The organism is Rhizobium sp. 01N447_2, assembly GCF_056399245.1.
The window spans coordinates 1-26,419 of sequence record NZ_JBFTQY010000059.1; the positions used below are offsets into that span (position 1 = coordinate 1).

At 61.7% G+C, this 26,419-nt stretch carries 28 protein-coding genes; 20 read left to right on the forward strand and 8 right to left on the reverse strand.

Features of this window, described 5'->3' with window-relative positions:
- Positions 1-1,120: S9 family peptidase (locus AC1ECN_RS28925; protein WP_477954881.1), on the reverse strand; the 1,120-nt coding region annotated here is incomplete at its 3' end.
- Positions 1,121-1,371: 251 nt separating this feature from the next.
- Between AC1ECN_RS28925 and AC1ECN_RS28930 the strand changes: the two genes are divergently transcribed.
- The 3 genes from AC1ECN_RS28930 to AC1ECN_RS28940 all read left to right on the forward strand — a co-directional run bounded on the left by AC1ECN_RS28930 (position 1,372) and on the right by AC1ECN_RS28940 (position 3,319).
- Entirely contained in the window at positions 1,372-1,761 is a 390-nt protein-coding gene (locus AC1ECN_RS28930; protein ID WP_018070902.1) for a DUF930 domain-containing protein, read from the forward strand.
- 102 nt (positions 1,762-1,863) lie between these two features.
- Positions 1,864-2,676, forward strand: coding sequence for a polysaccharide deacetylase family protein (locus AC1ECN_RS28935; protein WP_130672264.1), 813 nt, complete (start codon positions 1,864-1,866; stop codon positions 2,674-2,676).
- Between the two features lie 85 nt (positions 2,677-2,761).
- Positions 2,762-3,319 carry a PH domain-containing protein gene (locus AC1ECN_RS28940; protein ID WP_128439229.1) on the forward strand — a complete coding sequence of 186 codons (558 nt, stop codon included), beginning with the start codon at positions 2,762-2,764 and terminating at the stop codon, positions 3,317-3,319.
- Between the two features lie 12 nt (positions 3,320-3,331).
- Here AC1ECN_RS28940 and AC1ECN_RS28945 read toward each other — a convergent pair whose 3' ends face one another.
- From AC1ECN_RS28945 to AC1ECN_RS28955, 3 genes are all read right to left on the reverse strand, one after another.
- Positions 3,332-4,630, reverse strand: coding sequence for an NAD(P)/FAD-dependent oxidoreductase (locus AC1ECN_RS28945; protein ID WP_130672265.1), 1,299 nt, complete (start codon positions 4,628-4,630; stop codon positions 3,332-3,334).
- A gap of 18 nt (positions 4,631-4,648) precedes the next feature.
- Positions 4,649-5,815, reverse strand: coding sequence for an AI-2E family transporter (locus tag AC1ECN_RS28950; RefSeq protein ID WP_018484387.1), 1,167 nt, complete (start codon positions 5,813-5,815; stop codon positions 4,649-4,651).
- 202 nt (positions 5,816-6,017) lie between these two features.
- Complete coding sequence (locus tag AC1ECN_RS28955; RefSeq protein ID WP_130672266.1) at positions 6,018-6,878, reverse strand: VOC family protein; 861 nt, start codon at positions 6,876-6,878, stop codon at positions 6,018-6,020.
- Between the two features lie 296 nt (positions 6,879-7,174).
- On the opposite strand from AC1ECN_RS28955, the gene AC1ECN_RS28960 reads away from it, so the two are divergent.
- The 4 genes from AC1ECN_RS28960 (at position 7,175) to AC1ECN_RS28975 (ending at position 9,907) form a co-directional block, all read left to right on the forward strand.
- Positions 7,175-7,594 (forward strand): universal stress protein, encoded by a 420-nt coding sequence (locus tag AC1ECN_RS28960; protein ID WP_130661252.1) that lies wholly within the window; start codon positions 7,175-7,177, stop codon positions 7,592-7,594.
- Positions 7,595-7,709: 115 nt separating this feature from the next.
- A complete protein-coding gene (gene trhA / locus AC1ECN_RS28965; protein WP_064245549.1) occupies positions 7,710-8,378 on the forward strand; it encodes a PAQR family membrane homeostasis protein TrhA in 669 nt (222 codons plus the stop codon).
- 66 nt (positions 8,379-8,444) lie between these two features.
- Entirely contained in the window at positions 8,445-8,996 is a 552-nt protein-coding gene (locus AC1ECN_RS28970) for a GNAT family N-acetyltransferase (RefSeq protein ID WP_012756644.1), read from the forward strand.
- Between the two features lie 209 nt (positions 8,997-9,205).
- The gene (locus tag AC1ECN_RS28975) at positions 9,206-9,907 is read left to right on the forward strand and encodes a pentapeptide repeat-containing protein (RefSeq protein WP_130672267.1); all 702 of its coding nucleotides are present in this window, start codon (positions 9,206-9,208) and stop codon (positions 9,905-9,907) included.
- Positions 9,908-10,184: 277 nt separating this feature from the next.
- On the opposite strand, the gene msrB is transcribed toward AC1ECN_RS28975, so the two are convergent.
- The gene (gene msrB, locus AC1ECN_RS28980) at positions 10,185-10,598 is read right to left on the reverse strand and encodes a peptide-methionine (R)-S-oxide reductase MsrB (RefSeq protein WP_017959622.1); all 414 of its coding nucleotides are present in this window, start codon (positions 10,596-10,598) and stop codon (positions 10,185-10,187) included.
- Positions 10,599-10,785: 187 nt separating this feature from the next.
- Here msrB and AC1ECN_RS28985 point away from each other — a divergent pair, with 187 nt between their 5' ends.
- The 9 genes from AC1ECN_RS28985 (at position 10,786) to AC1ECN_RS29025 (ending at position 17,991) form a co-directional block, all read left to right on the forward strand.
- Entirely contained in the window at positions 10,786-11,001 is a 216-nt protein-coding gene (locus AC1ECN_RS28985; protein ID WP_130672268.1) for a hypothetical protein, read from the forward strand.
- Positions 11,002-11,189: 188 nt separating this feature from the next.
- Positions 11,190-13,547, forward strand: a complete 2,358-nt coding sequence (locus AC1ECN_RS28990; protein ID WP_130672269.1) for a putative monovalent cation/H+ antiporter subunit A — start codon at positions 11,190-11,192, stop codon at positions 13,545-13,547.
- Positions 13,548-13,552: 5 nt separating this feature from the next.
- Positions 13,553-13,972: a Na(+)/H(+) antiporter subunit B gene (locus AC1ECN_RS28995; protein WP_024322824.1), complete on the forward strand. Its 420-nt coding sequence runs from the start codon at positions 13,553-13,555 to the stop codon at positions 13,970-13,972.
- Positions 13,972-14,349 (forward strand): Na+/H+ antiporter subunit C, encoded by a 378-nt coding sequence (locus AC1ECN_RS29000; protein WP_032989519.1) that lies wholly within the window; start codon positions 13,972-13,974, stop codon positions 14,347-14,349. The genes AC1ECN_RS28995 and AC1ECN_RS29000 overlap by 1 nt, the downstream gene beginning before the upstream one ends.
- Positions 14,350-14,416: 67 nt before the next feature.
- On the forward strand, positions 14,417-15,970 hold the full coding sequence (locus tag AC1ECN_RS29005) for a Na+/H+ antiporter subunit D (RefSeq protein WP_130672270.1): 1,554 nt from the start codon (positions 14,417-14,419) through the stop codon (positions 15,968-15,970).
- Positions 15,967-16,443: a Na+/H+ antiporter subunit E gene (locus AC1ECN_RS29010; protein WP_477954888.1), complete on the forward strand. Its 477-nt coding sequence runs from the start codon at positions 15,967-15,969 to the stop codon at positions 16,441-16,443. The genes AC1ECN_RS29005 and AC1ECN_RS29010 overlap by 4 nt, the downstream gene beginning before the upstream one ends.
- Positions 16,440-16,790: a cation:proton antiporter gene (locus AC1ECN_RS29015; protein WP_018497342.1), complete on the forward strand. Its 351-nt coding sequence runs from the start codon at positions 16,440-16,442 to the stop codon at positions 16,788-16,790. The genes AC1ECN_RS29010 and AC1ECN_RS29015 overlap by 4 nt, the downstream gene beginning before the upstream one ends.
- Entirely contained in the window at positions 16,787-17,119 is a 333-nt protein-coding gene (gene mnhG / locus AC1ECN_RS29020; RefSeq protein ID WP_018484375.1) for a monovalent cation/H(+) antiporter subunit G, read from the forward strand. Before AC1ECN_RS29015 ends, mnhG begins: the two co-directional genes overlap by 4 nt.
- A 440-nt stretch (positions 17,120-17,559) precedes the next feature.
- Complete coding sequence (locus AC1ECN_RS29025; protein ID WP_003557810.1) at positions 17,560-17,991, forward strand: Ros/MucR family transcriptional regulator; 432 nt, start codon at positions 17,560-17,562, stop codon at positions 17,989-17,991.
- Positions 17,992-18,395: 404 nt separating this feature from the next.
- Here AC1ECN_RS29025 and AC1ECN_RS29030 read toward each other — a convergent pair whose 3' ends face one another.
- Together AC1ECN_RS29030 and AC1ECN_RS29035 are read right to left on the reverse strand one after the other, a co-directional pair.
- Positions 18,396-18,818: a SufE family protein gene (locus tag AC1ECN_RS29030; RefSeq protein ID WP_024322826.1), complete on the reverse strand. Its 423-nt coding sequence runs from the start codon at positions 18,816-18,818 to the stop codon at positions 18,396-18,398.
- 377 nt (positions 18,819-19,195) lie between these two features.
- On the reverse strand, positions 19,196-19,690 hold the full coding sequence (locus AC1ECN_RS29035; RefSeq protein ID WP_024322827.1) for a DUF5330 domain-containing protein: 495 nt from the start codon (positions 19,688-19,690) through the stop codon (positions 19,196-19,198).
- A gap of 413 nt (positions 19,691-20,103) precedes the next feature.
- On the opposite strand from AC1ECN_RS29035, the gene AC1ECN_RS29040 reads away from it, so the two are divergent.
- Entirely contained in the window at positions 20,104-21,684 is a 1,581-nt protein-coding gene (locus AC1ECN_RS29040) for a sensor histidine kinase (RefSeq protein WP_204333937.1), read from the forward strand.
- Positions 21,656-22,576 (forward strand): peptidoglycan-binding domain-containing protein, encoded by a 921-nt coding sequence (locus AC1ECN_RS29045; RefSeq protein ID WP_130672272.1) that lies wholly within the window; start codon positions 21,656-21,658, stop codon positions 22,574-22,576. Before AC1ECN_RS29040 ends, AC1ECN_RS29045 begins: the two co-directional genes overlap by 29 nt.
- Positions 22,577-22,679: 103 nt before the next feature.
- Here AC1ECN_RS29045 and AC1ECN_RS29050 read toward each other — a convergent pair whose 3' ends face one another.
- On the reverse strand, positions 22,680-23,717 hold the full coding sequence (locus tag AC1ECN_RS29050; RefSeq protein ID WP_018070923.1) for an AraC family transcriptional regulator: 1,038 nt from the start codon (positions 23,715-23,717) through the stop codon (positions 22,680-22,682).
- Between the two features lie 56 nt (positions 23,718-23,773).
- Between AC1ECN_RS29050 and AC1ECN_RS29055 the strand changes: the two genes are divergently transcribed.
- Positions 23,774-24,748 (forward strand): oxidoreductase, encoded by a 975-nt coding sequence (locus tag AC1ECN_RS29055; protein ID WP_130672273.1) that lies wholly within the window; start codon positions 23,774-23,776, stop codon positions 24,746-24,748.
- A gap of 135 nt (positions 24,749-24,883) precedes the next feature.
- Positions 24,884-26,332: a methyl-accepting chemotaxis protein gene (locus AC1ECN_RS29060; RefSeq protein ID WP_130672274.1), complete on the forward strand. Its 1,449-nt coding sequence runs from the start codon at positions 24,884-24,886 to the stop codon at positions 26,330-26,332.
- Positions 26,333-26,419: the final 87 nt, after the last annotated feature.

Here is a 26,419-nt window from a genome sequence, read left to right on the forward strand (position 1 = left end):
CCGCATGTTCCTCGCCGGTCGCCCGATCGCGGATCATGATCTGCGGCAGCCCGTCCTTGCGTTCCAGCCACAGAAGATGGCGGGCATAGGCCATGTGGCTGATAACGAGCGTGCCGGGCTTGTGGGCGACCACTTCGCGCCAGTTCTCCTTCACCGGATTGTCGACCGGCGCTTCCATGATCTTGAAATCCTTGGCGCCCCCGTCATTGGTGAGGATGTAGAAGACGTCGCCGCCCTCGGTCAGCGAATATTCGATGCCTTCCTCGCGTGCCGCCACCAGTTTCGGCTCGGCTGTGAGGTCCTTGGTCGATAGCAGCCGGTATTCGCTGGTCTCGTGGTCGTGAATGTCAATATAGATGAAATCGTCGAGCAGCGAGCCGCCGACGCCCATGAAGAAGCCGGCATCCGCTTCCTCATAGACCAGCCGGTCTTCCGACTGCGGCTGGCCGAGAATATGGTGGAACACCTTCGACGGCCGGTGGTTCTCGTCGAGCGCCGAATAGAAGAAGCTCTTGCCGTCGGGCGCCCAGACGCCGCCGCCGCCGGTATTCTCGATCCGGTCGGCAAGGTCTTGCCCGGTCTGGAGGTCGCGCACCTGCAGCGTGAAGAACTCCGAACCCTTGTCGTCATAACCCCAGATGCCGCGGCTGTGGTCGCTCGTATGGTCGAGACCGGCGAGGCGGAAATAGGCCTTGCCGGCCGCCTCCTTGTCGCCGTCGAGCAGCACCGTGCGGATCGATTCGTCGGCGACATTGCCGTCGCGGGCGATGCGGAAAAAGCGCGGCTGTTCGCCGCCGGTCACGTAGAAGGTGCCGTAAGCATAGGCGCCGTCCTTCATCGGCACCGAGCTGTCGTCTTCCTTGATGCGGCCGCGCATTTCGGCAAACAGCACCTTCTGCAGCGGCTTGGTGTCCTCCATCGCCGCGTTCATATAGGTGTTTTCGGCTTCGAGATGCCGGCGGATCTCAGGGTCGAGTATCGACGGATCCTTGAACATCGCCTGCCAGTTGTCGGCGCGCAGCCAGGCATAGTCGTCCGTGCGGGTAATGCCGTGGCGCGTATCGGAGACGGGCTTCTTCGGTGCGGCAGGCGGTGTCGGCAGGCTCTTGAAAACGGACAAGGAATGGCTCCGGGTCGGAATGTCGGGTTGGCAAGAGATAGAGGCGCGCCGCCGCCGGATCAAGCGGCAAGGGTGCGGCAAGGGCGCAGATGACCTTCCACAGACAAGGAGGACACCCAGCCCACCTTGCCTTGATGTCACCACAATATTTAAGAAAGTCCGCTATCTCAGTGAATTTGCACGTGCCAAGCTCCCGGCAAGCTGTCGGCGGTAGGGTAGAAATTGCAGAACAGTAAGGGATTCTCTCCGCAATGCCGAAACGTCTGATCCTGTTTGTATCCCTCGCAAGCCTTGCAGCCCCCGCCTTTGCCGTCGATCCCGCCATCAAGAAGCAGCTGGAAAAACTCGATCCCTCGACCCGCCTGGAACAGAGCTGCGACACCGAGGCGATGAGCCGCATCAACAAGGACAGCACCGGCTTCAAGCCCGACAAGGTGATCGCCTACACCTTTAAGGACCCGATCCCCGGCGACAATTCGCTGGACGCGCCGGGTGCCGTCTTTCGCAGCAAGGGCGACTGGTACCATCTCTCCTACAATTGCATCACCGGTCCGCAGCATATCAATGTGCGCGAGCTCAACTACGAGATCGGCGAGAAGGTGCCGCGCGAGAAGTGGGACAAGTATTATCTCTATGATTGATACGGCCCTGTCCGTCCAAGCGGCTGCGGTGACATCCGGCCGCATGGCGCCGGGAGAGAGCTGCCGCTAAAATTGGCAGTTCGAATCATAGAAACCCATCATATGAACCGCATCCTGCTCGCTTCGGCGTTCCTTCTCGTCAGCATCTCCGCTGCATTCGCGGACGGAATTCCGTCAGCCGTGCCGACGGCGGTTGGTTCGGTCCCGGCTGCGGTGAGTCCGGCCCCGAAGGCGTCGGCGCCAAAGCTCGTCGAGCCGCATCTGCACATCGCCCGCTCGAACCTTGTCGGCCACGCTCGCATTGCGCTGACCTTCGATGCCTGCATGGGGCAGGCGGACGAGCGCATCCTTTCGACGCTGGTGCGTGAACGCATCCCGGCAACGATCTTCGTCACTGCCCGCTGGCTGAAGCGCAATCCCGAAGCACTTGCCGTATTCCTGCAAAATCCTGATCTCTTCGAACTCGAAAATCACGGCCAGAACCATATTCCGGCCGTCGATACGCCAACGCTGATCTATGGCATCGCGTCCGCCGGCTCGCCGCAGGCGGTGCGGCAGGAAGTCGAAGGCGGCGCTGCCGCCATGGTCGCGGCCGGCATTCCGGCGCCGCACTGGTTCCGCGGCTCGACCGCCAAATATGATCTTTCCGCCATCGGCGAGATCCGCGCCATGGGCTATCGCATTGCCGGTTATTCCGTAAACGGCGACGGCGGCTCGCTGCTCGGGGCTGTCATCACCGAAAAACGCATCGCCTCGGGCAAGGACGGCGATGTCGTCATCTCCCACGTCAACCAGCCGACCCATGCGGCCGGCGAGGGCGTGGCCAAGGCGCTGGTCGATCTCAAGGCCAAGGGCACGGAGTTCGTCCGCCTCGAGGATGTCGAGGATACCGGCGACGACAAGACGACCGAATAGAGCGTCCGAATCTCTTGCTTGTTTACCCCCGGAAAACGAATAATGCTGTTTTTGTTTGTTCGGTTGCGGGAACGTAGGGGAGCGCATGTCTCGTGCGATTTGGAATGTCGAAGGCGAAATTCAAAATGAGCTTCATCCCTCCGAAATTGTTGTCTGGACAGGGCAACCAGGTGCCTGGGGAACTTTCGTTTCCAAGTGTCCTGAATTAATTATCGGCCTAATTTGTGTGATCTCCGGTTGCGCTGGCTTTCTACCGGCTGACAATGCGCTTGCCATCGTCGAAAAGGCGGATGGAATAATGGGCATCATATTCCCCGGAGTCTTTTTACTGGCCGGTGTCGCGGCCATAGCGGGCGCGGTTTTCGAGATGATCGCTACGGGCCGAACCGCTTACGCTGCCACCGATCGCAGGCTTCTCATCGTTCGAAATCTGATCAGGCGCCGAGCAACGACGATAGCACCAACGGCCATCAACGTTGTGGAGGTACGGGAAAAATGGGACCGCTCGGGAACCCTGACTTTTCGCCGGGAGGGAGACGGGGATAGCGTCAAAAAATTCGCCTTTATCGGTATCCCAAACGTTCGCGAAGTGGCTAAACATGTTGAAGAATTGCGAATGAGTGCAAGAAAGCAAGCCAGCTAGACGACTGAAATTTCAGCGCCTTTGGCTTTCCGTCTCGCTTCTATACATTCCCGAATGAAAGCGCGCCAAACCCGGCCCATCCCTGTCGAGTGCAAAATCCTCGAACCAATCCCGTTGCATGCCGGCCAGCATGGCGCCGATCATCTGCGCGGCGAGATAGGAAAAGGTGATGCCATTGCCGCCGTAGCCATAGGCTGCGAACACATGCGGTATCTCCGGCACCGGACCGATCAGCGGCAGTCCGTCGGTCGTCTCGCCGAAGGTGCCGCACCAGGCATGGGCGACGCGTGTATCCGCCTTCGGCCACAGCCGCTGCATCTTCTCTTGGATTGCGATGATCTTGGCCGGCAGCCTGCGGTCGCGCGTTTGCGCGTCGCTCGTCTCGTCATCCTCCCCGCCGGCGACGATGCGATTGTCCGGCGTCGTACGCATGTAGAGATAGGGGTGGCTGTCCTCCCAGATCAGCGCTCTGTCGCGCCAGAAATTCGCCGGATCCTGCGCCACGGTGGCGAGCGCCCAGCTCGAACTCGACCGGTGCAGCTTCGGCATTTCGAGGCCCGGCATCGAATAGCCGGTCGCAAGCACGACATGCCGCGCCTCGATGACGTGCCCTCCATCCGTTTTCGCCAAGACGCGGCCACCTTCGCTGTGAAGCGCAGCCACGGAAGCGCTCACCAGCCGCGCACCGCGCCGCAACGCCATCTCGATCAAGGCCCAGGTCAGAAGCAGCGGATCGCACTCCGCCGAACCCGGCGAATAGATCGCACCATCGCGGTCGAGCTCGAATTGTGTGAAGAGATCGGGATGTTCGAGATAGACGCCGGGCAGACCCGCCCGGCGACGAAGCTGGCGCTCCTCCAAGAGGTCGCGCGCGCCTTCGCGATTGGCGGCGAGATAGAGCGTGTTGCGCGGCCGGAAGCCGCAGGCGATCCCGTTTGCTGCGATCAGTTTGGAAAGGCCGGCGACCGCGGCACCACTGCGGCGGTAGATGCCGGCCGCGCGCTCGAAGCCGTAATAATCCTCGAGCTCGGTGAGCGTACTGTCGATTTCCCATTGCAGCATCGCCGTGCTCGCCGCGGTGCTGCCGAAACCGGGCTCCTCCCGGTCGATGACCGCTACGGAAAAACCGCGCGCCGTCAAATGTTCGGCAACCAATGCGCCGGTGATGCCGCCGCCGATCACGGCGACGTCGGTGGAAAAGCTTTGGTCGATCGGCCGCCATTCCGGCCGTATGCCGCTTTTCCCCCAAAGAGAACGCCCGCTCACCATCTGGTCGTGATCGGATTCGGCAAGATCGAGATCAGATGCCACTGACGTCCCCCCGGTTGATCATTTCGGCAACTGCGGCTGCGGTTTTTCCTCGATCAGCAGTTCGTCGATGACGGTCATGACGATCAGCGAGAGCGGCAGCGCCAGCATCGCGCCGACGGCGCCCCACATCCATGTCCAGAACAGGATGGCGAGGAAGACGACGAAGGGATTGATTTCCAGCCGCCGTCCCATCACGGCGGGGAAGATCAGGTTCTCCATGAGCAGATGCACGGTGAAGAAGGCTGCGGCCGGCATCAGGCCGATAAGGAGGCCGTCATGGGTCAGGATGCCGGCGACCGCGACGGCAAACGTCATCAGCGTGATGCCGAGATAGGGGATGAAGCTCGACAGGAAGGCAAAGAAGCCCCAGAGCACCGGGGCAGACAGCCCGCCGGCATAGGCAATGACAGTCATGACCACGCCGAGCCCGACATAGATCAGCGAGGCCGTGGCGAAATAGAAGCCGAGCACCTGCTCGACGGCATTGATGACACGGATCGCCGCCAGGCGCTGCGTGCGGGTGCGGAAGGTCATGATGATCGTCTTGCGCAGGTTGACCCGACCAGCGAGGAAGAACAGCAGCGCCGCAAAGAAGATCATCCCCTGCACCAGCGCCGGCGTCAGGCTACTTGTCACCACGTGCAGCACGTTGCCGGTGTTTTCGAGCAGCGCACCGATCGACATCGACCCGCTTTCGAATGTCGCCGGCGTGATATGCAGCCATCTGATGCGCTCCAGATAAGGCATGACGCGGTTTATGGTCCGCTCGGCGAAGGCCGGGCCTTCATTGGCAAGCGTCATCAGCGGGTCGGCGAGCGAGTTGATCAGCAGGAAGATCACCAGCGCCACGCTGCTTGACAGGATGAAGGCGTTGGCAAGCCGCGGCACGCCCATCCTGCTGAGCTTTTCTGCCGCCATACCGAGGATCATGCCGACGACGACGGCAAGCGTGATCGGGATGAGGATCAGCGACATCAGATAGACGGCGGCAAGGAAAAGAATGCCGAAGATGCCGATGATCGCCCAGGCCATGCTGACGTCGAGCCCGTCCTTTTCCAGCCGGTGCAGCGGTGGCGGCGGCAGTTCTTCCGCAGCTTCCTTCAGCGACTGTGCCCAGGCGCTGGTGTGGCGTTCGCCGATGGCGATCTTCTTTGCTTGTTTGCGGATGCCATTGGCGATGCCCATGCGGTGAGGTCCCCGAAGCCCCATTGCTTCCTCACGGAAACGCGCCGATAGGGTTCCGGTTCCTCAAGGGTGTGACAATGTGGCGCGGTGCACGTGAAGGTGCACAGCATTTGGCGCCCTTTGCCGTCCGGCGTGCAACCGAAGCAGGCCGATTTCCGCCGTTATTCCTTCAACCGATAGGGCTGATCCGTTGTTGCAGGAGTTACGCCGAAAGCGTCAGGCCGATGCCCCAGGGATCCCTCAGGAACACGCCGCCGTCGCGCTTCTCGCTGTTGATCTCCAGCGCGTCGAGTTTGGAGACCGCCGCATCCAGCGTCGCCTTGTCGTTGAAACGGACCTTGTAGTCCGAAAGCCCGGTCATGTTGCCGGCGCGTGCCGTGGCGCCGCGGCTGTTCCAGATATTGGCGGCGAGATGGTGATGGTAGCCGCCGGTCGCAAAGAAGCTCGCGCCGGGATAGCGCGCCATCAGCTTGAGGCCAAGGACGTCGTGGTAAAAGGCGTCGGCCTGCGGGATGTCGCCGACCTGCAGATGCAGGTGGCCGATCGCCGTCCCCACAGCCATGCCGTCCCAGCGCTCATCAGGCGCGCTGTTGTAGAGCGCCTGTAGGTCGAGGCGCAGCGTCGCCATTTCCACCATGCCGTCCTGGTGGAATTTCCATTGTTCGTGCGGCCGGTCGGCATAAATCTCGATGCCGTTGCCTTCGGGATCGGACAAATAGATCGCTTCGCTGACGAGATGGTCCGAGGCGCCGTCGAGAACGACATTGTTCTGTGCCGCATGGCGCAGCCAGCGCGCGAGCTCGGTCCGGTTCGGCATCAGGAAGGCGGTATGGAAAAGGCCGGCGGCGTTGCGCGGCGCGATGGTCGCATTCTTTGTGGTCGTCAGCGTCAGCAGCGGCAGATCGCCGACACCCAGCACTTCGCCGCTCGCCGTCTTCTCGATCACCTTCAGGCCGAGCATCGATTGATAGAAGCCGGAAACGAGACCGAGGTCGGTGACGACGAGATGCGACTGGTCGATATAGGCGGGCCGCGTCAGCGCATAGGAAGTTTCGGTCGTCATGGATTGTTCTCCTGCCTCTGAATTGGCCTGTAAGATAGAAGGCGTACCGGCGGTGGCGGCAAACATGCCGCCTGTGGCAAGCCCGAGGAAGTTTCGCCGGTTCATTCGCCTCTGATCTCCCCTCGGCTGCCGTACTTGATCCCTATATGGCGCATTCCGATTGTTCACAGAAGATCCGTTTTTGAGGATGAAGCGTTGAGCAGGTGTTGACGATGACTTGTGTCCACTTGATCACGATCAATGCGTCCATATCTTCTTTAGAGGAAACTTATGCATCTCAGTCATGGAGGGAAGCCATGTACAGGAAGATCATCGTAGCGATCGCGCTCGGCGGCATCGACAAGGGAGAAAAAATCCTCCGCAAGGCGGCGTCCCTGCTCGATGACGGCGGTGAGATCATCGCGCTCAACGTCATCGAAGATGTGCCGAGCTATGTCGCGATCGAACTGCCGGCCAATATGGTCGAGGACGCCATGAAGGACGGCCGCGAGAAGCTGGAAGCGCTGATCGCCGCAGCCGGCGTCACGGCAACCGTCGAAATTGCCAACGGTCCGCCCGCCAAAGCCATCATCTCGACTGCCGAAAGCCGTGGCGCCGACCTGATTATCGTCGCCTCGCACGTTCCCGACTTTTCCAACTACTTTATCGGCGCCACTGCCGACCGGGTCGTGCGCCATGCCAAATGCTCGGTGCTGGTCGACCGGCAGAAGGTTTGATCTTGCGCAAGTGCAGCCTGTCACGAAGATTTACCGCCCGTGCGCTTTGCCGCAGTTGCGCGCCCGTCCGTTCGATGAGACGATTGCAATCGGGGTATGAAACGGATTGGCGTGCATGGCCGAGTTCAACGGCATTCGCTGGGCTTATGACAGATACGAATTGATCGCCGACGGTATCGTCCATGGCGTCGGTCTCGTGCTGGCGCTGATCGGCGCCACCGTGCTGATCTTCTACGCCACCGTCTGGAGTTCCTACGGCGCGCTCGCCGCCGCCTGGATCTACGGCGTCGGGCTGGTGCTGACGCTTGCCATTTCCTTTTCCTACAACGCCTGGCCGGTCTCGCGCACGAAATGGTATCTGCGCCGCTTCGATCATTCGGCGATCTTCCTGCTGATCGCCGCCACCTACACGCCGTTCCTCGAACGTGGCGCCGACGATCCGCTGCTCTTGTTCATGCTGGTCGCGATCTGGCTGTTCGCCGCCGTCGGCATTATCCTGAAATGCGTCTTTCCCGGGCGTTTCGACCGTCTTGCCATCCTGCTTTATCTCGCCATGGGCTGGAGCGGCGTTCTGGTGGCCGAGCCCGTCGCCTCGCGCATTCCCGCCGCCTCGATGCTGCTGATCGTCATCGGCGGTGTCATCTATTCACTCGGCGTCATCTTCCATGTCTGGGAGAAGCTGCGCTTCCAGAACGCCATCTGGCACGGCTTCGTCGTCACCGCGGCGGCCGTGCATTATTCGGCCGTCTTCACCTGTTTCAGCCTGTCGCCACCAGGCCTCTGAACGACTGATGTGCCCGAAGCCGTTCCTGTTTTGCGTCCGCCGTTTACATCTCTCGAGGCGGGGCGTATGCCCGCCTTCGCAAACAATATGAACCCGAGCATCATGACAGACGCTGTCCTCCTCCGCGACGCCACCGAAGCCGATCTTTCTGCCATCCGCGATATCTACAATCACGCCGTCGAGCACACGACGGCGATCTGGAACGACACGCTGGTCGATCTCGAAAATCGGCTGGAATGGTTCAAGGCGCGCAAGGCGCGCGGCTTTCCCGTCATCGTCGCCGAAATGTCGGGCAAGGTCGCGGGTTACGCCTCCTATGGTGATTGGCGCGCCTTCGACGGCTACCGCCACACGGTCGAACATTCCGTCTATGTCGACAAGGATTGCCGCGGTGGCGGCATCGGCGAGCGGCTGATGCGGGAGCTGATCGTGCGTGCTGCGGCCGGCAATATCCATGTGATGATTGCCGGCATCGAGGCCGAGAACACCGCCTCGATCAGGCTGCACGAAAAGCTCGGTTTCCGCATCGCCGGCAGATTTTCCGAGGTCGGCACCAAATTCGGCCGCTGGCTGGACCTGACCTGCATGGAACTTCGCCTGCCCGGCAAGGTGGATTGATCCACCTGCCCGGCAAGGCGGATTGACCTGCCTGCCCGGCAAAGCCCCAGACGCATCAGGCAAAGCCCCAGACCCATCAGGCAAAGCCATTGTGAACGGCGCGCGCCATCTTTTTATTGTAGTCTGAGCTGTGTAAGAATGTCGAAGCGGCCTGCTTCGCGGAAAGCGGCCTGAAGCGTATTGTAAGCGTTATGGGGGTGATTAATTCAATGGCAATGCAAAGATCGTCGCTCGGTCTCCTTGCCCTCGTCCTTCTGGCATTTCCGCCGGTTGTCACCCGGGCCGCCGATTGCGGCAGCATGGCCTCGCCGCAGCTCGACTGGCAGGATTGCACCAAGAAGAACCTGATGTTGCAGGGCAGTGATCTCGAAGGCGCCAACCTCGTCGGCACCGATTTCTCGCTGACCGACCTTGCCGGGGCCAATGTCAAATCCGCCAATCTGGAGAAAGCGACGCTGGTGCGGGCCTCATTGGAGGGTGCGCACGCTGAAGGCGCCAACTTCGCCAAGATCGAGGCCTATCGCTCCAGCTTCGCCAATATCGCCGCCGATGGTGCTTCCTTTGCCGGCGCCGAGCTGCAGCGCGCCAATTTCGCCGGAGCCCGGCTCGCCGGCGCGAGCTTCGAAAAGGCTGAGCTCGGCCGCGCCGATTTCGACAAGGCGGTGCTGACGGGGGCGAAATTCTCGTTCGCCAATCTCTCCCGTGCCGATCTCTCCGGCGCGACCTTCGAAACCACGCCGATGTTCGATCGCGCCTTCATGTTCCTGACCCACATCGAAGGCCTTGACCTCTCGGCCGCAACCGGGCTCGAACAGGCGCAGATCGATCTTGCCTGCGGCGATGCCTCGACCAAGCTGCCGGTCGGCCTCTCCGCACCGACAACCTGGCCCTGTCCTGCTGAGCACGAATGATCGGGGGCTCGCCGGCCGTATGGTCGAGCTACGCAGGCGTCTTTCAGTGTTGATGATTGCCCCTCACCCTAACCCTACAGGGGTCGAGCCACCCGTCTCGACCCGTCCTTCGGACCCTGTAAACGGGGCGAGGGGACGTGCCCTGCCAGAGGTGGGCGAGGAGCGGAGAGGTTGCGGCTATCCCCCTTCGCCCCGCGAGCGGGCAGAAGGTGGCGGCAGCCGGATGAGGGGCTCGTCGCATCCGAATGAACCGCTTGCCGCTTGCTCGGCCGGGCGATTACTTCCCGGGCTCGAACACCATGGAGTGACCGTTGATGCAGTAGCGCAGGCCGGTCGGCGGTGGGCCGTCCGGAAAGACGTGGCCGAGATGGGCGTCGCAGCTGCCGCAGCGGATTTCGGTGCGCACCATGCCGTGGGTCGTGTCGCGATGCTCGATCACCGCTTCGGGCGACACTGCTTCGAAATAGCTCGGCCAGCCGCAGCCGGCATCGAATTTCGTGTCGGAGCGGAAAAGCGGGGCATTACAGCCGACGCAGCGGTAAAGCCCCGTCTCGAAGGAGTCCCAGTAGGGGCCGGTAAAAGCGCGTTCGGTGCCGTGCTGGCGCGTGATGCGGTATTGCTCGGGGGTGAGCTGCTCTTTCCATTCGGCATCGGTCTTGTGGATCTTGGCGGTGGTCGCAGTTTCGGACATGAGGTGCTCCTTTCGCCGAGGGGCGTTTCCGTTTGCGCAAAATGTGGTGCGCCGCGTTCACTTCATCAAGTCTCCAGCGCCGCGCCATGAGATTGGCGACATACCGCAATTGGAGTAAGACGCTTGCTTTTACATCCGTTAGGGGTTTTCTGTTAGGGTTAATGTTACGTGCATTGGAGAATCACTGGTGTTTGAGGCAGCAATCGTCCTGCTCTACGGCCTGGTGGCCGTGGCCGCCATGGCGGTCACGCTGTTGGAAGGCTGGGCCAACCATGCCGGCTTTACGCTCTATCGTCTCGCCGGGCTCTTCGCCTGCCTGCTCTGGCCGTTGACGCTTCTGGTCTTCGTCCTGCACGGTTGCATCACCCGGCTGCTGACGCGCCTTTCCCGACCGATGGCCTGATCGGCTTCGAACATCGCCATGCAGTGCGGCCTGCGGCCGAAATCGCTTGAGACGCTCCCCCGTTTCGCCTAAGCCAGAAGACAGGCCGGTTTTCGCTGGCTTTTCGTCTGTTGCCTTTACAGCGCCGCGCGCCTTGTCGGACGTGCAAGGGACTGTAATATTTTGATTCATGCAGTAGAGGAGGAGACATGGCCGATGTCACGGCTCTGACATTTCTGGCCCTGTGTCTGCCGCTCGTCGGCGCTCTTGCCGCTCCCTTCGTCATTCGCATCTTCGGCGCAAACGGTGCCTGGCTCCTGGCGATCGCTCCCTTGCTCGCCTTCCTGCATTTTCTGCGTTTCATTCCCAAGATCGCGCGCGGCGAGGTCGTCACCGGCGGGTATTCCTGGGTGCCGAGTTTTCATCTCTCCTTCTCCTGGTTCCTCGATGGCCTGTCGCTGGCTTTCGCGCTGCTGATCACCGGCATCGGCACCCTGATCGTGCTTTATGCCGGCGGCTATCTCAAGGGACACAAGGATCAGGGCCGCTTCTTCTCCTTCATCTTCCTCTTCATGGGCGCGATGCTCGGCGTCGTCGTTTCCGACAGTTTCCTGATGCTCTTCGTCTTCTGGGAACTGACGTCGATCACGTCCTTCCTGCTGATCGGCTTCGATCACGAACGTGCGGCGGCTCGCCGCGCCGCCCTGCAGGCGCTTGTTGTGACCGGCGGGGGAGGGCTTTGCCTGTTGGCCGGCCTGCTGCTCCTCTGGAATATCTCAGGCGTCACTGAGATGTCGCGGCTTATCGGAACGGGCGATGTCGTGCGCGAAAGCCCGTTCTATCTCGCGGCACTCCTTCTGGTCCTGGGCGGTGCCTTCACCAAGTCGGCGCAATTTCCCTTTCATTTCTGGCTGCCGAACGCCATGGAAGCGCCGACGCCGGTTTCGGCCTATCTGCATTCGGCCACCATGGTGAAAGCAGGCGTCTATCTGCTGATGCGGCTCAATCCCGTCATGGGGGCAACCCCTGCCTGGGAAATCCTTCTGCCCTTCTTCGGCGGGCTGACGCTGGTGGTCGGCACCGCACTCGCCATCCGCCAGACCGACCTGAAGCTCAAGCTTGCCTATACCACCGTCTCCTCGCTCGGCTTGCTCGTCATGCTGATCGGCTTCGGCTCGGACCATGCGGTCGAGGCGGCGGCGCTTTATCTGGTGGCGCATTCCTTCTTCAAGGGCGCGCTCTTCATGGTCGCCGGCATCATCGATCACGAGATCGGCACGCGCGATATCACCAGGCTCAGTGGCCTGATGCGGGCGATGCCGCTCACCTGGATGATCGCGCTTGCGGCGGCCTTCTCGATGGCCGGCCTGCCGCCCTTCTTCGGCTTCCTCGCCAAGGAGGAGATCTACACGGCACTCGTCGGTGCCGATGTCCGCGCGATCACGTTTACCGCGATAACCGTCTTCGGCAATGCGCTGATGTTCGCCGTCGCCTTCGCCGTGGCGCTGAAACCCTTCCTCGGCCGGCCGGTGGAGACGCCGAAACCTCCGCACGAAGCACCTGTCCTGCTTTGGCTCGGACCGGCTGTTCTCGCCGTCCTCGGCCTGCTCGCGGCGATCTTTTCGACCTTCACCCATACCGTCCTGTCCTCGCCGATCGCATCCGCCATCCGCCAGACACCCGTCGACATCGATATTTCGCTGACGCCGCATATCGGCCTGCCCTTGGCGCTTTCTGCCCTGACCGTGCTGCTCGGTATCGGCGTTTACTGGCAGCTCGCGCGCGCCCGTGTCCTGATGGCCGTCTTCTTGCGCGCGGCAGGCCGTGGGCCGGACCATGGCTTTGATGTCGCTATATCGGGCCTTGTCCGCTTCGCCGGCCGCCTCATGCGTATGCTCCAACCGGGGCGGCTGGAGATCTATGTCACCTGCAGCTTCCTTTGCGTTGCCGCCATCCTCATCATCCCCCCAGTCGTCTATGGCGAACTGCCGCGCCTTCCGGCCTGGCCGGCCGATGTCAGGCTCTATGAATGGGCGGTCTTCCTGATCGCCGCCTTCGGCCTTGCCGCCGTGCTGGTTGCCCGCGACCGGCTGACGGCGATCGTCTCGCTCGGCATCCAGGGTTTCGCCGTTGCCATCATCTTCCTGCTGTTCGGCGCGCCGGATCTGTCGTTTACCCAGTTCATGGTCGAAACGCTCTCGGTGGTCATCCTCGCGCTGGTCATGACCAGGCTTCGCCTATCTCCCGCCGATCGGCGGCCGCTCGGCCGCAAGCTCTTCGACGGAGCGCTGGCGCTTGTCTGCGGCCTCGGCTTCACGCTTGTGCTGATGCGGGCGACCGAGGCGCCGTTCAACGATGCGCTGACGGCCTTCTTCAACGCCTATTCCAAATCGATCGCTCACGGCGCCAACGTCGTCAACGTCATCATCGTCGATTTCCGCGGCACCGACACGCTCGGCGAAATCGCCGTTGTCGCGGTCACCGGCCTTGCCATCCTGGCGCTGATCCGCATCCGCGCCGGCAGCGAGCGCAAGCTTGCCGCCAATGATCCCGCGGCGGAGGGCTGAGTGCCGTGAACACCCTCATCTTCCGCACCGTCGCCCCGTTTCTCACCGCGCTGATGCTGCTTTTTTCCGTCTTCGTGCTGCTGCGCGGCCATAACGAGCCCGGCGGCGGCTTCATCGGCGGGCTGATCGCTGCCTCGGGACTGGCGATTTACGGCATTGCCCGCGGCGTTGGCGCCGTTCGCCGCGCACTGTACTTCCATCCGCTGTCGATTGCCGGCTTCGGCCTGCTCCTGTCGACAGCGGCCGGTCTTCTCTCCATCCTGTTTGACGTTCCCTTCATGACCGGCCTCTGGATCTATCCGACGCTTTTCGGCGCCGAGGTGCCGCTGTCGAGCGTCATGCTCTTCGATGTCGGCGTCTATCTCGTCGTGCTCGGCGCCATCATCTCGATCGCACTGGCGCTCGAGGAAAAGGAGGTGGAATGATGGAGCCGCTTCTCGCGATCCTCGTCGGCCTGTTCTTTGCCGCCGCCATCTATCTGATGCTGTCGAAATTCTCGATCCGGATCATGCTCGGCATCGCCATCCTCGGCAATGCCGTCAACCTGCTGCTCTTTACCGGCGGTCGGCTGACGCGCGAGGTGCCGCCGATCATCCCGCTGGGTCTCGACAGTTTGCCCGCAGGCACCGCCAACCCGTTGCCGCAGGCCCTCATCCTGACGGCGATCGTCATCTCCTTCTCCTTCCTTGCCTTCCTGCTGGTGCTGACCTACCGCGCCTATCAGGACCTCGGCACCGACAACACCAGCGATATGCGCGCCGCCGAGCCCGACGACCGGCCGCTGCCGCCATTGGGGTATTGAGCCGGATGGTTGTGCGGATGTTGACCCCACGGCAAACCCTCTCGTGCGATAACGGAGGCGCCATCTGATGGCCGCCCCCGCCGCCACCGTCGATCTCTCCGCCGCCCTGATCACCACCCCGGTGCCGATCGGCCATTGGCTCGCCATCCTGCCGGTCGCCCATTGCATCACGCTGGGTGCCGTCCTGTTGATGCTGCGCGGCTATCCCCGCCTGCAGGCCTGGCTTGCCATCCCTGGCCTTGCCGCGCTGGCGCTGATCGATGCGGCACTGCTCGCCAAGGTCGCCGCCGAGGGGCCGCTCACCATGGTCATGGGCCGCTGGCTGCCACCCTTCGGCATTGCCTTCACCGTCGATCTCTTCGGTGCGCTGATGGCCTTCACCGCAGCCCTTGCCGCGCTCGCCGGCGGCATCTATGCGCTGGCCGATATTGGTGAGAGCGGCCGGAAATATGGTTTCTTCCCGCTGCTGATGCTGCTGATGGCCGGCGTCACCGGCGCCTTTCTCACCGGCGATGTCTTCAATCTCTATGTCTGGTTCGAGGTGCTGCTGATCTCTTCCTTCGGGCTGATCATCCTTGGCTCCGAGCGCCAACAGATCGACGGCGCGCTGAAATATGCGGTGCTCAATCTCATCGCCACGACGTTGTTCCTGATTGGCGTCGGCATCCTCTACGCCGCCTTCGGCACCCTCAACATGGCCGATATCGCAGCAAAAGCTGCGGATTTGCGCGGCACGGCGCCGCTGATGACGCTGGCAAGCCTCTTCCTGCTCGCCTTCGGCATGAAGGCGGCGGCCTTTCCGGTCAATTTCTGGCTGCCGGCCGCCTACCATACGCCGCGCATCACCGTGTCGGCACTGTTTGCCGGCCTGCTGACCAAGGTCGGCATCTACGCGCTGATCCGGGTGATGGTCATGCTGCTACCGGTGGAACGCCAGGAGTTGAGCCTGGTGATCGCGCTCGCCGCCGCAGCGACCATTCTCGTCGGCGCTCTCGGCGCGCTTGCCGAAAACGATATTCGCAGGCTGTTCGGCTATGTCGTCATATCAGGCATCGGCAATATGCTTGCGGGCGTCGCGCTTGGCGGGCTAGGCGGCATCAGCGGTGCGGTCTTCTATGCGCTCCATTCCATGGTGCTGATGACGGCGCTTTATCTTGCCGCCGGCGAGATCGCCCGTCGCGGCGGCGGCTTTTCACTGTCGGCCCTCGGCGGGCTGTACAGGCAAAGCGGCGGCTTCACCGCGCTCTCCCTCGTGCTCTTCCTTGCCGCCTGTGGCCTGCCGCCCTTTTCCGGCTTCTGGCCGAAGGTCATTCTCGTCAAGGCCTCGCTCGATCTCGGCGCCTGGTGGCTGGCAGCCTCGATCCTGGTTGGCGGTTTTCTGACGACGATCGCCTTCGGCCGCCTCTTCCTGCTCGCCTATTGGCGCCCGGCGGCCATAGCACTGACGCCGTCCGGACCGAGGTGGCGCACCGGTCTGCCGCTCGCCGCGCTGACAGCGCTGGTCGTCGGCTTCGGCATCCTGCCGGAACAGCTGCTGGCGCTGTCGCAATCGGCAGCTGCCGGCCTTGCCGATCCCCGGGCCTATCTTCACTCGGTCTTCCCGGTAGGAGGTGCGCCGTGATCTTCTTCCTCTTCAACCTGCTGCTTGCCATTGCCTGGGTCACCGTCACCGGCAGCGCCTCGCTGCACAATCTAGTCCTCGGCTTGCTGCTTGGGGCCTTGGCGCTGGTCATCATCCGCGAATCTTTCGGCGGCAAGGAATATATTATCCCCCGCTTCCGCCCGGTGCTCTCGCTCGCCGCTCTGTTTCTCAAGGAATTGTCGCTGTCGGCCTGGAAGGTCACGGTCACCGTCCTCTCGCCCGATATGAAGCTGRAGCCCGGCATCTTTGCCTTCCCGCTGACGGTGACGAGCGATTTCGAGATCACTTTGCTCGCAAACCTCATCACGCTGACACCTGGCACGCTTTCGGTCGACGTCTCCACAGATCGCCGCACGCTCTATGTCCATGCGCTCGATTGTTCCGATCCTGAGGCAACCAAACGTGATATCGCCAACGGTTTCGAACGCAAGATCATGGAGGCTTTCCGGTGATCACACCTGCCGCCATCATCGCGGTCGCATCCTCGACCGCACTCGTCATCCTCGGCCTGGCGCTGATCCTCGCCGTCTGGCGCGTCGTTGCCGGCCCGACATTGCCGGATCGGATCCTCGCCCTCGACATGCTGACCGGCATCGCCATCGGTTTCATAGCGGTCATCGCGGTCAAGACCAGGTTTTCGCTCTATATCGATATCGCCATCTCGCTCGGCCTTGTCGGTTTCCTGGCGACCGTCGCCTTCGCCCGCTTTGTGCTGTCGCGCGGCAACATCAAATCGAAGCCGTCTGCATCTGCGGCAAATGGCAACACGCAAAAGCGGGCAGGGGGCAAGAAGCGATGATCGATTATATCGTGGCTGCCATCACCGCCCTGCTGCTGATCGTCGGTGCGCTCTTTGCTCTTGCAGCGGCGATCGGCCTGGTCAGGCTGCCCGATCTCTACACGCGCATGCACTCGGCCTCGAAGGCGGGGACTGTCGGCTCCGGCCTACTGCTCCTCGCCGCCGGCCTCTATTCGCAAGATCTGGCGATTCTCGCCCGCGCCATCGCCGGCTTTATCTTTTTCCTGCTGACGGCGCCGGTGTCTGCCCATCTGCTTGCCAGAGCTGCCCACCGTTCAGGATATGATCTCGGTGAACTCTCGGTCCGTGACGATATCAGGGATCGCTGAGCCTATTCTGTTCAGCGACTTTACCAGATTTATGCAAAACTTATGCACAGGAAGCTGTGAGTAAAGCTTGGCGGAATGCCCCTCAATTCTTCATCTGTCATTTTTTCTCAAGAAAAACGACAAATAATAATTGGCCTTTTGGTCAAACGATGGTATTTGAAAATGCAAGTAGAGTTCTGATTGTGAATTGCAATCGTACTGCTTCCAAGTCCCTCAGTTTTGATTTTTAATGTCTAAACTGAGGCCATAGCCTGGAGCATGACGTAGTGGTTTCCAATCAGGCAGTATAAGGACAGGTCTCGCTCTTCGGAATCTAGGGGTGGATTTCACGTTTTTCGAAACAGAAGGTCGCTTCCGGTGCTTTTGCTGTTCGCTTCTACGAGGCGGGTCTTTGGCATGTCAGTCAAAGACCGTTTGTGCATGCTAACAGGAGAAAAAATATGACGGATATAGCGACCGGCAATGCGCCGGAGCTGCTTGTGGAACTGACAGCCGACATCGTCGCGGCCTATGTCAGCAACCATGTTGTACCGGTCAGCGACCTGGCCAATCTGATTTCCGACGTGCATTCGGCACTGAGCAACACGTCCGTACCGCAGCCTGCTGCGGCGATCGTCGAAAAGCAGAAGCCTGCAGTTTCTGTCCGCAAGTCCGTACAGGACGAGCAGATCACGTGTTTGGAATGCGGCGGCAACTTCAAGTCCCTCAAGCGTCACCTGATGACGCATCACAGTCTCTCGCCGGAAGAATACCGCGAGAAGTGGGACCTGCCGACCGATTACCCGATGGTAGCGCCCGCTTATGCCGAAGCGCGTTCGCGCCTGGCAAAGGAAATGGGCCTCGGGCAGCGCCGCAAGCGCGGCCGCGGCTGAGCTTTTTCGAAAGCATCGACGACAAAAAGCCGGGTCTTGTGCCCGGCTTTTTTGTGTGCCTTTTCAAGGCGAGGAAAATAATCTCGATAGAGCCATTCCAGGAAGTGCGAAATGGTTTTCCCAGGCAAAGCGCGAAGCGGTTTTGCCGGGAGTTGGGTAAAACGAAAGGTTGGAGCGGTTCTGCGCTTCTATCAAAAGCTGAATCGCGCTGGTAATCCAACCCTTCCCAGATGATTCGGACGGGCGCCAAGATAGTCTGAGCGACCCTGTCTTATGCTTTGCCGACAGGCTTAGAATGTATTCCTATACTATCAGCAAGTGTTAATGTATTCGATGTGCGAAGGCAGGCGCGCTGTCCGAATCGATCGGCTGTGGCTCCGAAGGCCGATCAGCCATCATCGCGGTCAAGCCGCGGCGCGCACTCTTGCCTCTTCGCGGATCCTGTTCACCATCGAGCGCAGTCCGTTCGAGCGCTGCGATGACAGGTTCTCCACCAGGCCGATCTTCGAGAATATCTCGAAGGCATCGAGCCCGGCGATCTCGGATGCGGCCTTGCCGGAATAGGTGGCAAGCACGATGGCGACGAGGCCGCGCACGATATGGGCGTCGGAATCACCCTCGAAGCTCATGACCGGGTTGTCGGGATCGCCTGTCGTATGCGTCACCAGCCAGACCTGGCTGGCGCAACCCATCACCTTGTTCTCGGAGGTGCGCTTCGCCTCGGCCAGGTCGGGCAGCGCCTTGCCGAGTTCGATGACATAGCGGTAGCGGTCTTCCCAATCGTCCAGGAAAGCGAAGTCGTCGATGATCTGGTCGAGGGATGCCATGGAGAAGCCTTTCACTGTTAGAGCCGTTCCAGCAAAAGTGCGCAGCGGTTTTGCGTCCGGAATGCGTGAGGAAATGCTCTAGAACTGCATATAGGTGAAAGACCGGCAGATTTGAACCGCTAAAGCAATTCCAGGCAAAGCGCGCAGCGATTTTGCCGGGAATTGCGTACACAAAAGATTGGAGCGGTTCTGCGCTTCCATCAAAAGCTGAACCRCAAAAGAAACGCCGTGAGGGATGGGCATCCTCACGGCGCAGCAACATGCTGAATTAAACAGGGCAGGCACGTCAGGCATGGGGTATCTCCGCGTCATGCGGACCGCCGATGCAAGCTATAAAACCGAAAGGTATTGCGGACGAATGCCCGCGAAAAATTTTGTCAGGTCGCCGGCTTCGGCGTCGGCAGCGGGATCGCGCCGGTTACCACCGTCTCAGGAGAGGCATCATCCTCGACGGGCGGGCGGTAAGGCATCGGCTGGTTGAGTGCAGCCTTTGCCTCGCGCATCTTTTCCTGGATAGCAGGTGCTGCCAGCGAAGGCATGTTGAGCGCCACCGGCATCTGCGGTTCGACAAGCTTTGCGGTCGCCGGCGCTTCGTCCTTGAACTGGCTGTCGAGAAGTTCGTAGGCGACGCGGGCGCCCTCGCGGGCCCGGTAGCCGAGCGCGGTGAAGGTTTCGGCGCCCTTGGCACAAACCTCGGGCTTTTCCGAGCACATGCCGGTGAGATAGTCATAGGCGCCGCTTGCCGCCGTGAACGCGTCGGAAAGCTGCAGTTGCGGGCCGTTGGCCAACTTGTCGGAACTCTCCGTGCTGAACACGGAAAGAAGCACGAGCACGAGGCCAAACCAGAAGGATCCTTTGATCAGAAACCACATTGTCGTCGCCCATCCTGTTTTCCCCGTCCGGTTCTTGTCGCCGAATCAGGCCGGTTGTCCGGTGTGTTTTCACCCTACCGCCAAGTTGCGAATGCCGCTTTTCGAAACTCACGCGCATTTGCGGCAAATTTAGTTCAAATTTTAGCGAACGGTATTTGAGCCGCATTTTAGTCGAATGCGAGCGATCGCCGTTAAGCATCAGGGCAGCACCTGCTTGCAATTGCAGGGCTTTTGCTAGCTCGCCTTGCCACAAGAGTTAACGCAATGCTGAAATATGAGGAAAATCCGTCGCTTACCTGCTATTAACCACAAAAGGCAAAGAGCCTTCCAGATGCTTCAAAACGGGAATTTCGGCCGTTTCAGCCTGTGAACAGCGCTTTTGCCTTATCCTTTCTTTAAGTCGCCAAGGCCTATTGTCCGGATCGATCGACAGCCTTTCGGGCGGGTATTGCGTGCGTATATTGAGTAACATTGGCGGCTGGATGACGGCCCTCGTAGACCGGGCAGCGACAAGCTGGCTCTCCCGGACGGGCGGCGGCGAAGCCGTACGCCAACGCGAGCTTGCGATCCTGCGCCGTCTCGTGCTGCTCTCGTCGGCCGCTCTCGTTGCCGCTCCTATCGGCCTTTCGGCAGTCACCAGTCCGGCCGTCGCGCTGCCGGCGGGTGTCGCCATGGTCTGCGCCGCCTTTCTCTTTTCCGCCGTCGGCAGCATCGCGCTCGCCCGTCAGGGTTCGTCTGCCGGTATCGCCACGCAGTCGGCCGAGGATTTCTTCCTTGCCGCCACCCCCGGCCTCGTCTTCTTCCTAGACCCGCACGGCAGTGTGGCGACGGTCGGCGGCCGCGACCGGCGCGATTTCCTTGCCTGGATGCGCGATCCCAAGGGCAGGGGCTTCCTCGAGCAGGTGCATGTCTCCGACCGCATCCTTTTCCTGCAGGCGCTTGATGACCTGCGCCGGGGCGAGGATGCTCAGAGCGTCGATCTGCGCCTCGACCGGCCCTCGGTCTCGCGCGATCAACGCCAGTTCGCCTATCTCAGAATGGACATGACCGCCCGGCGCGATGCCGATGGCGAACTTGCCGCCATCATTGCCCAGCTGCGCGATGTCTCCGTCGAGCAGCAGTTGCGTGACGAAGCCCAGAACCGCGCGGCCGATGCCGAATCCGCAAACGACGCCAAGTCGCGCTTCCTCGCCGCCGTCAGCCATGAGCTGCGCACGCCACTGAACGCCATTCTCGGTTTTTCCGATATCCTGATCGGTGAATATTTCGGCAAGTTCGAAAACGACCGCCAGCGCGAATATGTCGGCCTGGTCCGCGAGTCCGGCGCGCATCTGCTCTCCGTCGTCAACACCATGCTCGACATGAGCAAGATCGAAGCGGGCCGCTACGAGCTGATCCTCGAAGCCTTCGATATATCAAGCTCCGTCAAATCCTGCGAATCGATGCTGGCATTGCAGGCCAAGACCAAGGGCCTCACGCTGACGAGCCGTATCCAGCGCGATCTCGGCGAGATCGTCGCCGATCAGCGCGCTATCCAGCAGATTCTCATCAATCTCGTCGGCAATGCCATAAAATTCACCGAGGCCGGCGGCGTCGTCTCGGTCGATGCGGCAGCGCGCGACGGCATCCTCAAGCTGACGGTCAGCGATACCGGCATCGGCATCCCGGCCGACAAGCTGGCATTGCTCGGCCAGCCCTTCGTCCAGATCCAGAACGACTATACCCGCCGGTTCGAAGGCTCCGGCCTCGGCCTCTCCTTGGTCAAGGGGCTGGTGGCGCTGCATGGCGGGCATTTCGCCATTGCCAGCCAACCGGGCGAAGGCACCATCATCACCATCGAGATCGCGGTGGACGGCTCGGATGCCCAGCACGCCGAAGACGCCGGTCATGGCGCGACTGTCGAGTTTCCGCCGCGGCTGAAGGGCGCGGTCAACACAGGCGCAGAATTGGAAGAGGGGCGTTTCGATGGCCGCGCGCAAGCGAAAATCGCCTAAGGGAAAAAGGGGACGGCAGCAGCCGGGCCTTCTGATGTCAGGTGCGGCCGCCCTTGGGGGGCTCGGCCTGCAGGGCGCATCCGTGCTTGGCGGCGTTATTAGCCGCAATCCGTCGGTCGCCGGCGGCACGATCACCTTTATCGTCATCTTCTCCTTCGTCGCCGCCAATGCGCTCTGGTATCAGCCGGGCCTGCATCCGCATCCGATTTTCCGCACCCGTGATCCGCAGTCTCCAACGGTGCTCGGTGCCCGCCGCCCGGCCGAGGAGCAACAGGGCGAGGTCACCACATTCCGGATTGAACGGCCGCAGGATGCCGCCACCACCAATGCGACGCCGGCGCCTGCCGCGCCTGGCCAGCAGCCGAGCCAGTTGGTCATGGATATCCAGCAGCAGCTAGTACGCCGTGGCCTCTATAACGGCATTCCCGACGGCATCATCGGCCCGCGCACCAGTGCGGCCATCCTCTTTTTCGAAGAGACCGTCGGCATGACCCAGACCGGCGATCCGACGCCGGAAGTACTGGCAGCGCTAAAGACCGATGCCGCGGGGCCTTCGACCGTGCCCGCCGAAAAGCCCCCCGAGGATGTAAGCTCGAAGGCAGCGGCGGAAGACCCGGTGGCGGCGGCGATCCGTAGCGCTGAAAAGACGGTCAAAACGGCTCCGTCAGCAGCAAAGCAGGTTCCATCAAGCGAAATCACCAATGTCGACCTGGTGTTGAAGATCCAGAAGGGTCTTTCCAACATGGCCTATGCCAATGTCGGCGTCGACGGCGTTGCCGGCGAGCAGACCCGCGCGGCCATCCGCCATTTTCAGAAGCACTACAACCTGCCTGAGGACGGTGAGCCGAACCAGGCGGTGCTGAAGAAACTCAAGGAAATCGGGGCGATATAGAGCAATTCCAGCAAAAGTGCGCAGCGGTTTTGCGTCCGGAATTGCGCAAACAAAAAGATAGAGCATTTCCGCGGCTTGGAGAAAGACGGAAATGCTCTAACCCTTAGGATGCCGCCTTCAACAGCCTGTAATGCGTCGTCATCGCCTGGCCCTCGACATCCACCGCCTCTTCGATCGGCCCGGCCTCGCGGGACATCGCCACGCGATAGCGCTTCGGCGCCATACCTGTCATCCGCTTGAAGGCGTTGCTGAAGGCGCTTTCGGATGTATAGCCGAGCGAAAGCGCCAGCGCCGAAACCGGCATGCTGCCTTCCCGCAGTTCGCGTTCGGCAAGGCGCATGCGCCAGCCGGTGAGATAGGTGAGCGGCGCAACCCCCGCCACAGTCTTGAACCGCAGCGCAAAGCTCGTGCGCGACATGCCGGCCGCCTTTGCCAATTCGCCAAGTTGCCAGGACCGGCTGGGATCGCCATGCATCAGCCGCAGCGCCGGCGCAATGCGATCGTCGCCGAAGGCTCGGAGCCAGCCTACCGTCAGGGGTGCCGAGCTCATGATGTGCGCCCTTAGCACCTGGACGAACATCAACTGCGCAAGCTGGGTCGAGGCGAGCAGGGCGCCCGGCCGCTTTGCCGCCATCTCCCGCACCAACTGGTCGAGCAGCCAGCGCAGCACCCCGGCTTCGGCAAGGGCTGCGCGCACATGGATGATCGGCGGCAGTACGTCGGACAGCAGCTCCATGCCCTGCGGCCCGAGCGCGATGTGGCCGCCGAGATAATGGAAATCCTCGCCAACGCCGTGGCGCGCCATGCCGTCAACCTTCTCCTTGAAGGCGCCGACCGCGTCAGTGGGCGCAACGGCAAGGTCGCTCGCCAGGATGAAGGAGTGCCGGCCGTTCAGAAGCGCAACGTCGCCTGCCTCGAGCAGTATGGGTTCACTGCCATTGTCGAGGCAAAGCCAGCAGCGCCCTTTGGCGACCGCGCTGATCTTGATCCGGTTTGGCCGGGGGAAGCGCAGCGCCCAGGCGCCGCCGGCGATCAGCCCACCGGACACAAGGCAGCGCGCATCAAGCAGATTGAGCATTTCGGAAAGCGGATCGCTGGTCATTTTTGAACGATGAAGCAGGAAATTGGGATTTGCAAGCATTCAGAATCCCATTTCCCGGGCGTACATAAGGTCGTCACGCACAACGGAGGCATGTCATGTCCACTCCACAGGCTCCCATTAGTTCCGGTTCCGGTGCGGCCTCGACCGCCGAGGAGGTGATTGCCGGGCACGATCTCTCAGGCAAGGTCGCGATCGTCACCGGCGGTTATTCCGGTCTTGGTCTCGAGACGGCTCGTGTGCTCGCCGAAGCCGGCGCCAGGGTCGTCGTCCCCGCCCGCAATCTCGAAAAAGCCAAGGCGGCCGTGGAAAGCATTCCCGGCCTTGCGCTGGAAAAGCTCGACCTGATGGACCCCGGCTCGATCGACGACTTCGCCGACCGCTTCCTCGAAAGCGGCGAGCCCCTGCATCTTCTCATCAACAATGCTGCCGTCATGGCAAATCCGCTGACGCGTGATACCCGCGGTTACGAATCGCAGTTCTCCACCAATCATCTCGGCCATTTCCAGCTCACTGCCCGCCTTTGGCCGGCGCTGGTGAAGGCCGAGGGTGCGCGTGTCGTCGCCGTCTCCTCGCGCGGCCACGTCTTCGCCGGCGTCGATTTCGACGATCCGAATTTCGAGAACCGCGAATACGCGCCCTATCTCGCCTACGGCCAGTCGAAGACGGCAAATGCTCTCTTTGCGGTGTCACTGGATGCTTTGGGTGCAAAGCACGGTATCAGGGCCTTCTCGCTGCATCCCGGCGGTATCGTCACCACCAATCTGGTCCGCCATCAGTCAAGCGACTTCCTCAAGGCGAGCGGCTATGTCGACGAGGACGGCAAGCCGGTCATCGATCCGGAAAACAACAAGAAGACGATAGAGCAGGGGGCTTCGACCACCGTCTGGTGCGCCGTCAGCGAGAAGCTCGAGGGTCTCGGCGGCGTCTATTGCGAGAACTGCGATATCGCCACCGCCGTCCCCGGCGATTCGACCGAGATGCTCGGCGTCCGTCCTTGGGCAACCGATCCGGAACTCGCCGAGCGCCTCTGGCAGCTGAGCGAGCGGCTGACGGGCTTCATCGCCAGCTGATGGGGCGCCACACGGCCGGCCCACAGTCACGGAGTTCGATTTCCCTACAACCTAAGTCTAAGGTGCTGCGGCTGTTTGCAACTTGTTAACCATGTTGCCTGAAGCTTTTCTGATTGGGACGGGGGAGCGTCGGGCATGCATGCGCTGAAGGCGATAGACGATCTGGCCGGAGAACCGGCGGTCAAAGCGGGAGGCCCCGATCCCGAGGCGCTGCGCCACATCCTGCAGCGTCTTGCCGAAGAAGCCTCCACGCTTGGCATCGATCTCGTCGATATCGCCGGCGCCATCCAGGACATGGCGGGGATGTCGGCCCGGCATGCCTCCGCCTTCGATCATGTCACTCGCACTGCACTGTCGATTGCCGAGACCAATCGCTCGGTCGCCGTATCGCTGCGCGAGACCGACCGCACGGCGGCCGAGGCCCGCCACATGCTGAAAGAATCGGCCGACCGCCTGACCGGCTCCGTCGTCGAGATCGGCCACATGGTCCAGTCCTCCAACGAGATCGGCGCTGAGATCGCCGGCTTCTCCAAGTCGCTTGCCGATGTCGACAATATCGCCGAGGAGATCAGCACCATCGCCCGCCAGACCAACTTGCTGGCGCTGAACGCCGCGATCGAGGCGGCACGCGCCGGCGATGCGGGCAAGGGTTTCGCCGTCGTCGCCACCGAAGTCCGGGCGCTATCGCTGCAGACCTCGAAGGCGACCGGTTCCATCCAGCAGACGCTCGACGAGCTGCGGGTGAAGATCGACCGGCTGTCGGCCGTAGGCAGCGATGCGCGCGACAGTGCCGCAGGCGTGCGTGACAAGTCGGAAGCGATGCGCGGCGCCTTCGAAAACATGGAACATGTCATCACCCGCATCCTCGACAGTTCGACTGTCATGGCCAACACCACCGAGGCGGTCGACCAGCAATGCGCTGGCTTCGTCGAGAAACTCGGCGAGATGTCGGCCGAGGTCGCCGGCTCGAACATCAGGCTGCAGCAGGCGGCAAAACGCGTCGACAGCGTCGTCGGCCTCTCGGAAACCCTGATCCAGCTGACGGCGAGCGCCGGCGTCAAGACCGCCGACAGCCGTTGGATCGAGGAAGCGCAGTCGGTGGCAAGGCAGATTTCCGGCGCCTTCGAGCGCGCCGTCGCTGAAGGGCAGATCGGGCTCGATGCTCTCTTCGACCGACGGTATCGGCCGATACCGGGCACCGATCCGGCACAGGTGATGGCAGCCTTCACCGAACTCGCCGACCGCTTGCTGCCGCCGATCCAGGAACCCGTCACAGCCTTGGACGAGCGCGTCGCCTTCTGCGCGGCGATCGATGAGAACGGCTATCTGCCGACCCACAACCGGAAATTCTCGCAAGCCCAGCGGCCTGGCGACACCGTCTGGAACACCGCCAATTGCCGCAATCGCCGCATCTTCGCCGATCGCGTCGGCCTTGCCGCCGGCCGCAGCACCGCGCCCTTCCTCGTCCAGACCTACAGGCGCGACATGGGTGGCGGTAATTTCGTGATGATGAAGGATATCTCCGCTCCGATCACCGTCCGCGGACGGCATTGGGGAGGCTTGCGGCTGGCAATCAAGGTCTGACCCCTGGGGTCAAGCTCTGACCCTGCATTGCCGCCACCGGCGCTCCGGGGCTAGCGCATCGCAATCTTTCAGATTCGCTCCTTGCGC

Bases quoted from the DNA above. Each gene is read 5' to 3' on its own strand.
- AC1ECN_RS28930 (WP_018070902.1), top strand. From the start codon at position 1,372: ATGCCGAAACGTCTGATCCTGTTTGTATCCCTCGCAAGCCTTGCAGCC.
- AC1ECN_RS28935 (WP_130672264.1), top strand. From the start codon at position 1,864: ATGAACCGCATCCTGCTCGCTTCGGCGTTCCTTCTCGTCAGCATCTCC.
- AC1ECN_RS28940 (WP_128439229.1), top strand. From the start codon at position 2,762: ATGTCTCGTGCGATTTGGAATGTCGAAGGCGAAATTCAAAATGAGCTT.
- AC1ECN_RS28950 (WP_018484387.1), bottom strand. From the start codon at position 5,815: ATGGGCATCGCCAATGGCATCCGCAAACAAGCAAAGAAGATCGCCATC.
- AC1ECN_RS28955 (WP_130672266.1), bottom strand. From the start codon at position 6,878: ATGACGACCGAAACTTCCTATGCGCTGACGCGGCCCGCCTATATCGAC.
- AC1ECN_RS28960 (WP_130661252.1), top strand. From the start codon at position 7,175: ATGTACAGGAAGATCATCGTAGCGATCGCGCTCGGCGGCATCGACAAG.
- trhA (WP_064245549.1), top strand. From the start codon at position 7,710: ATGGCCGAGTTCAACGGCATTCGCTGGGCTTATGACAGATACGAATTG.
- AC1ECN_RS28970 (WP_012756644.1), top strand. From the start codon at position 8,445: ATGCCCGCCTTCGCAAACAATATGAACCCGAGCATCATGACAGACGCT.
- AC1ECN_RS28975 (WP_130672267.1), top strand. From the start codon at position 9,206: ATGGCAATGCAAAGATCGTCGCTCGGTCTCCTTGCCCTCGTCCTTCTG.
- msrB (WP_017959622.1), bottom strand. From the start codon at position 10,598: ATGTCCGAAACTGCGACCACCGCCAAGATCCACAAGACCGATGCCGAA.
- AC1ECN_RS28990 (WP_130672269.1), top strand. From the start codon at position 11,190: ATGGCCGATGTCACGGCTCTGACATTTCTGGCCCTGTGTCTGCCGCTC.
- AC1ECN_RS29000 (WP_032989519.1), top strand. From the start codon at position 13,972: ATGGAGCCGCTTCTCGCGATCCTCGTCGGCCTGTTCTTTGCCGCCGCC.
- AC1ECN_RS29005 (WP_130672270.1), top strand. From the start codon at position 14,417: ATGGCCGCCCCCGCCGCCACCGTCGATCTCTCCGCCGCCCTGATCACC.
- mnhG (WP_018484375.1), top strand. From the start codon at position 16,787: ATGATCGATTATATCGTGGCTGCCATCACCGCCCTGCTGCTGATCGTC.
- AC1ECN_RS29025 (WP_003557810.1), top strand. From the start codon at position 17,560: ATGACGGATATAGCGACCGGCAATGCGCCGGAGCTGCTTGTGGAACTG.
- AC1ECN_RS29030 (WP_024322826.1), bottom strand. From the start codon at position 18,818: ATGGCATCCCTCGACCAGATCATCGACGACTTCGCTTTCCTGGACGAT.
- AC1ECN_RS29035 (WP_024322827.1), bottom strand. From the start codon at position 19,690: ATGTGGTTTCTGATCAAAGGATCCTTCTGGTTTGGCCTCGTGCTCGTG.
- AC1ECN_RS29045 (WP_130672272.1), top strand. From the start codon at position 21,656: ATGGCCGCGCGCAAGCGAAAATCGCCTAAGGGAAAAAGGGGACGGCAG.
- AC1ECN_RS29050 (WP_018070923.1), bottom strand. From the start codon at position 23,717: ATGCTTGCAAATCCCAATTTCCTGCTTCATCGTTCAAAAATGACCAGC.
- AC1ECN_RS29055 (WP_130672273.1), top strand. From the start codon at position 23,774: ATGTCCACTCCACAGGCTCCCATTAGTTCCGGTTCCGGTGCGGCCTCG.
- AC1ECN_RS29060 (WP_130672274.1), top strand. From the start codon at position 24,884: ATGCATGCGCTGAAGGCGATAGACGATCTGGCCGGAGAACCGGCGGTC.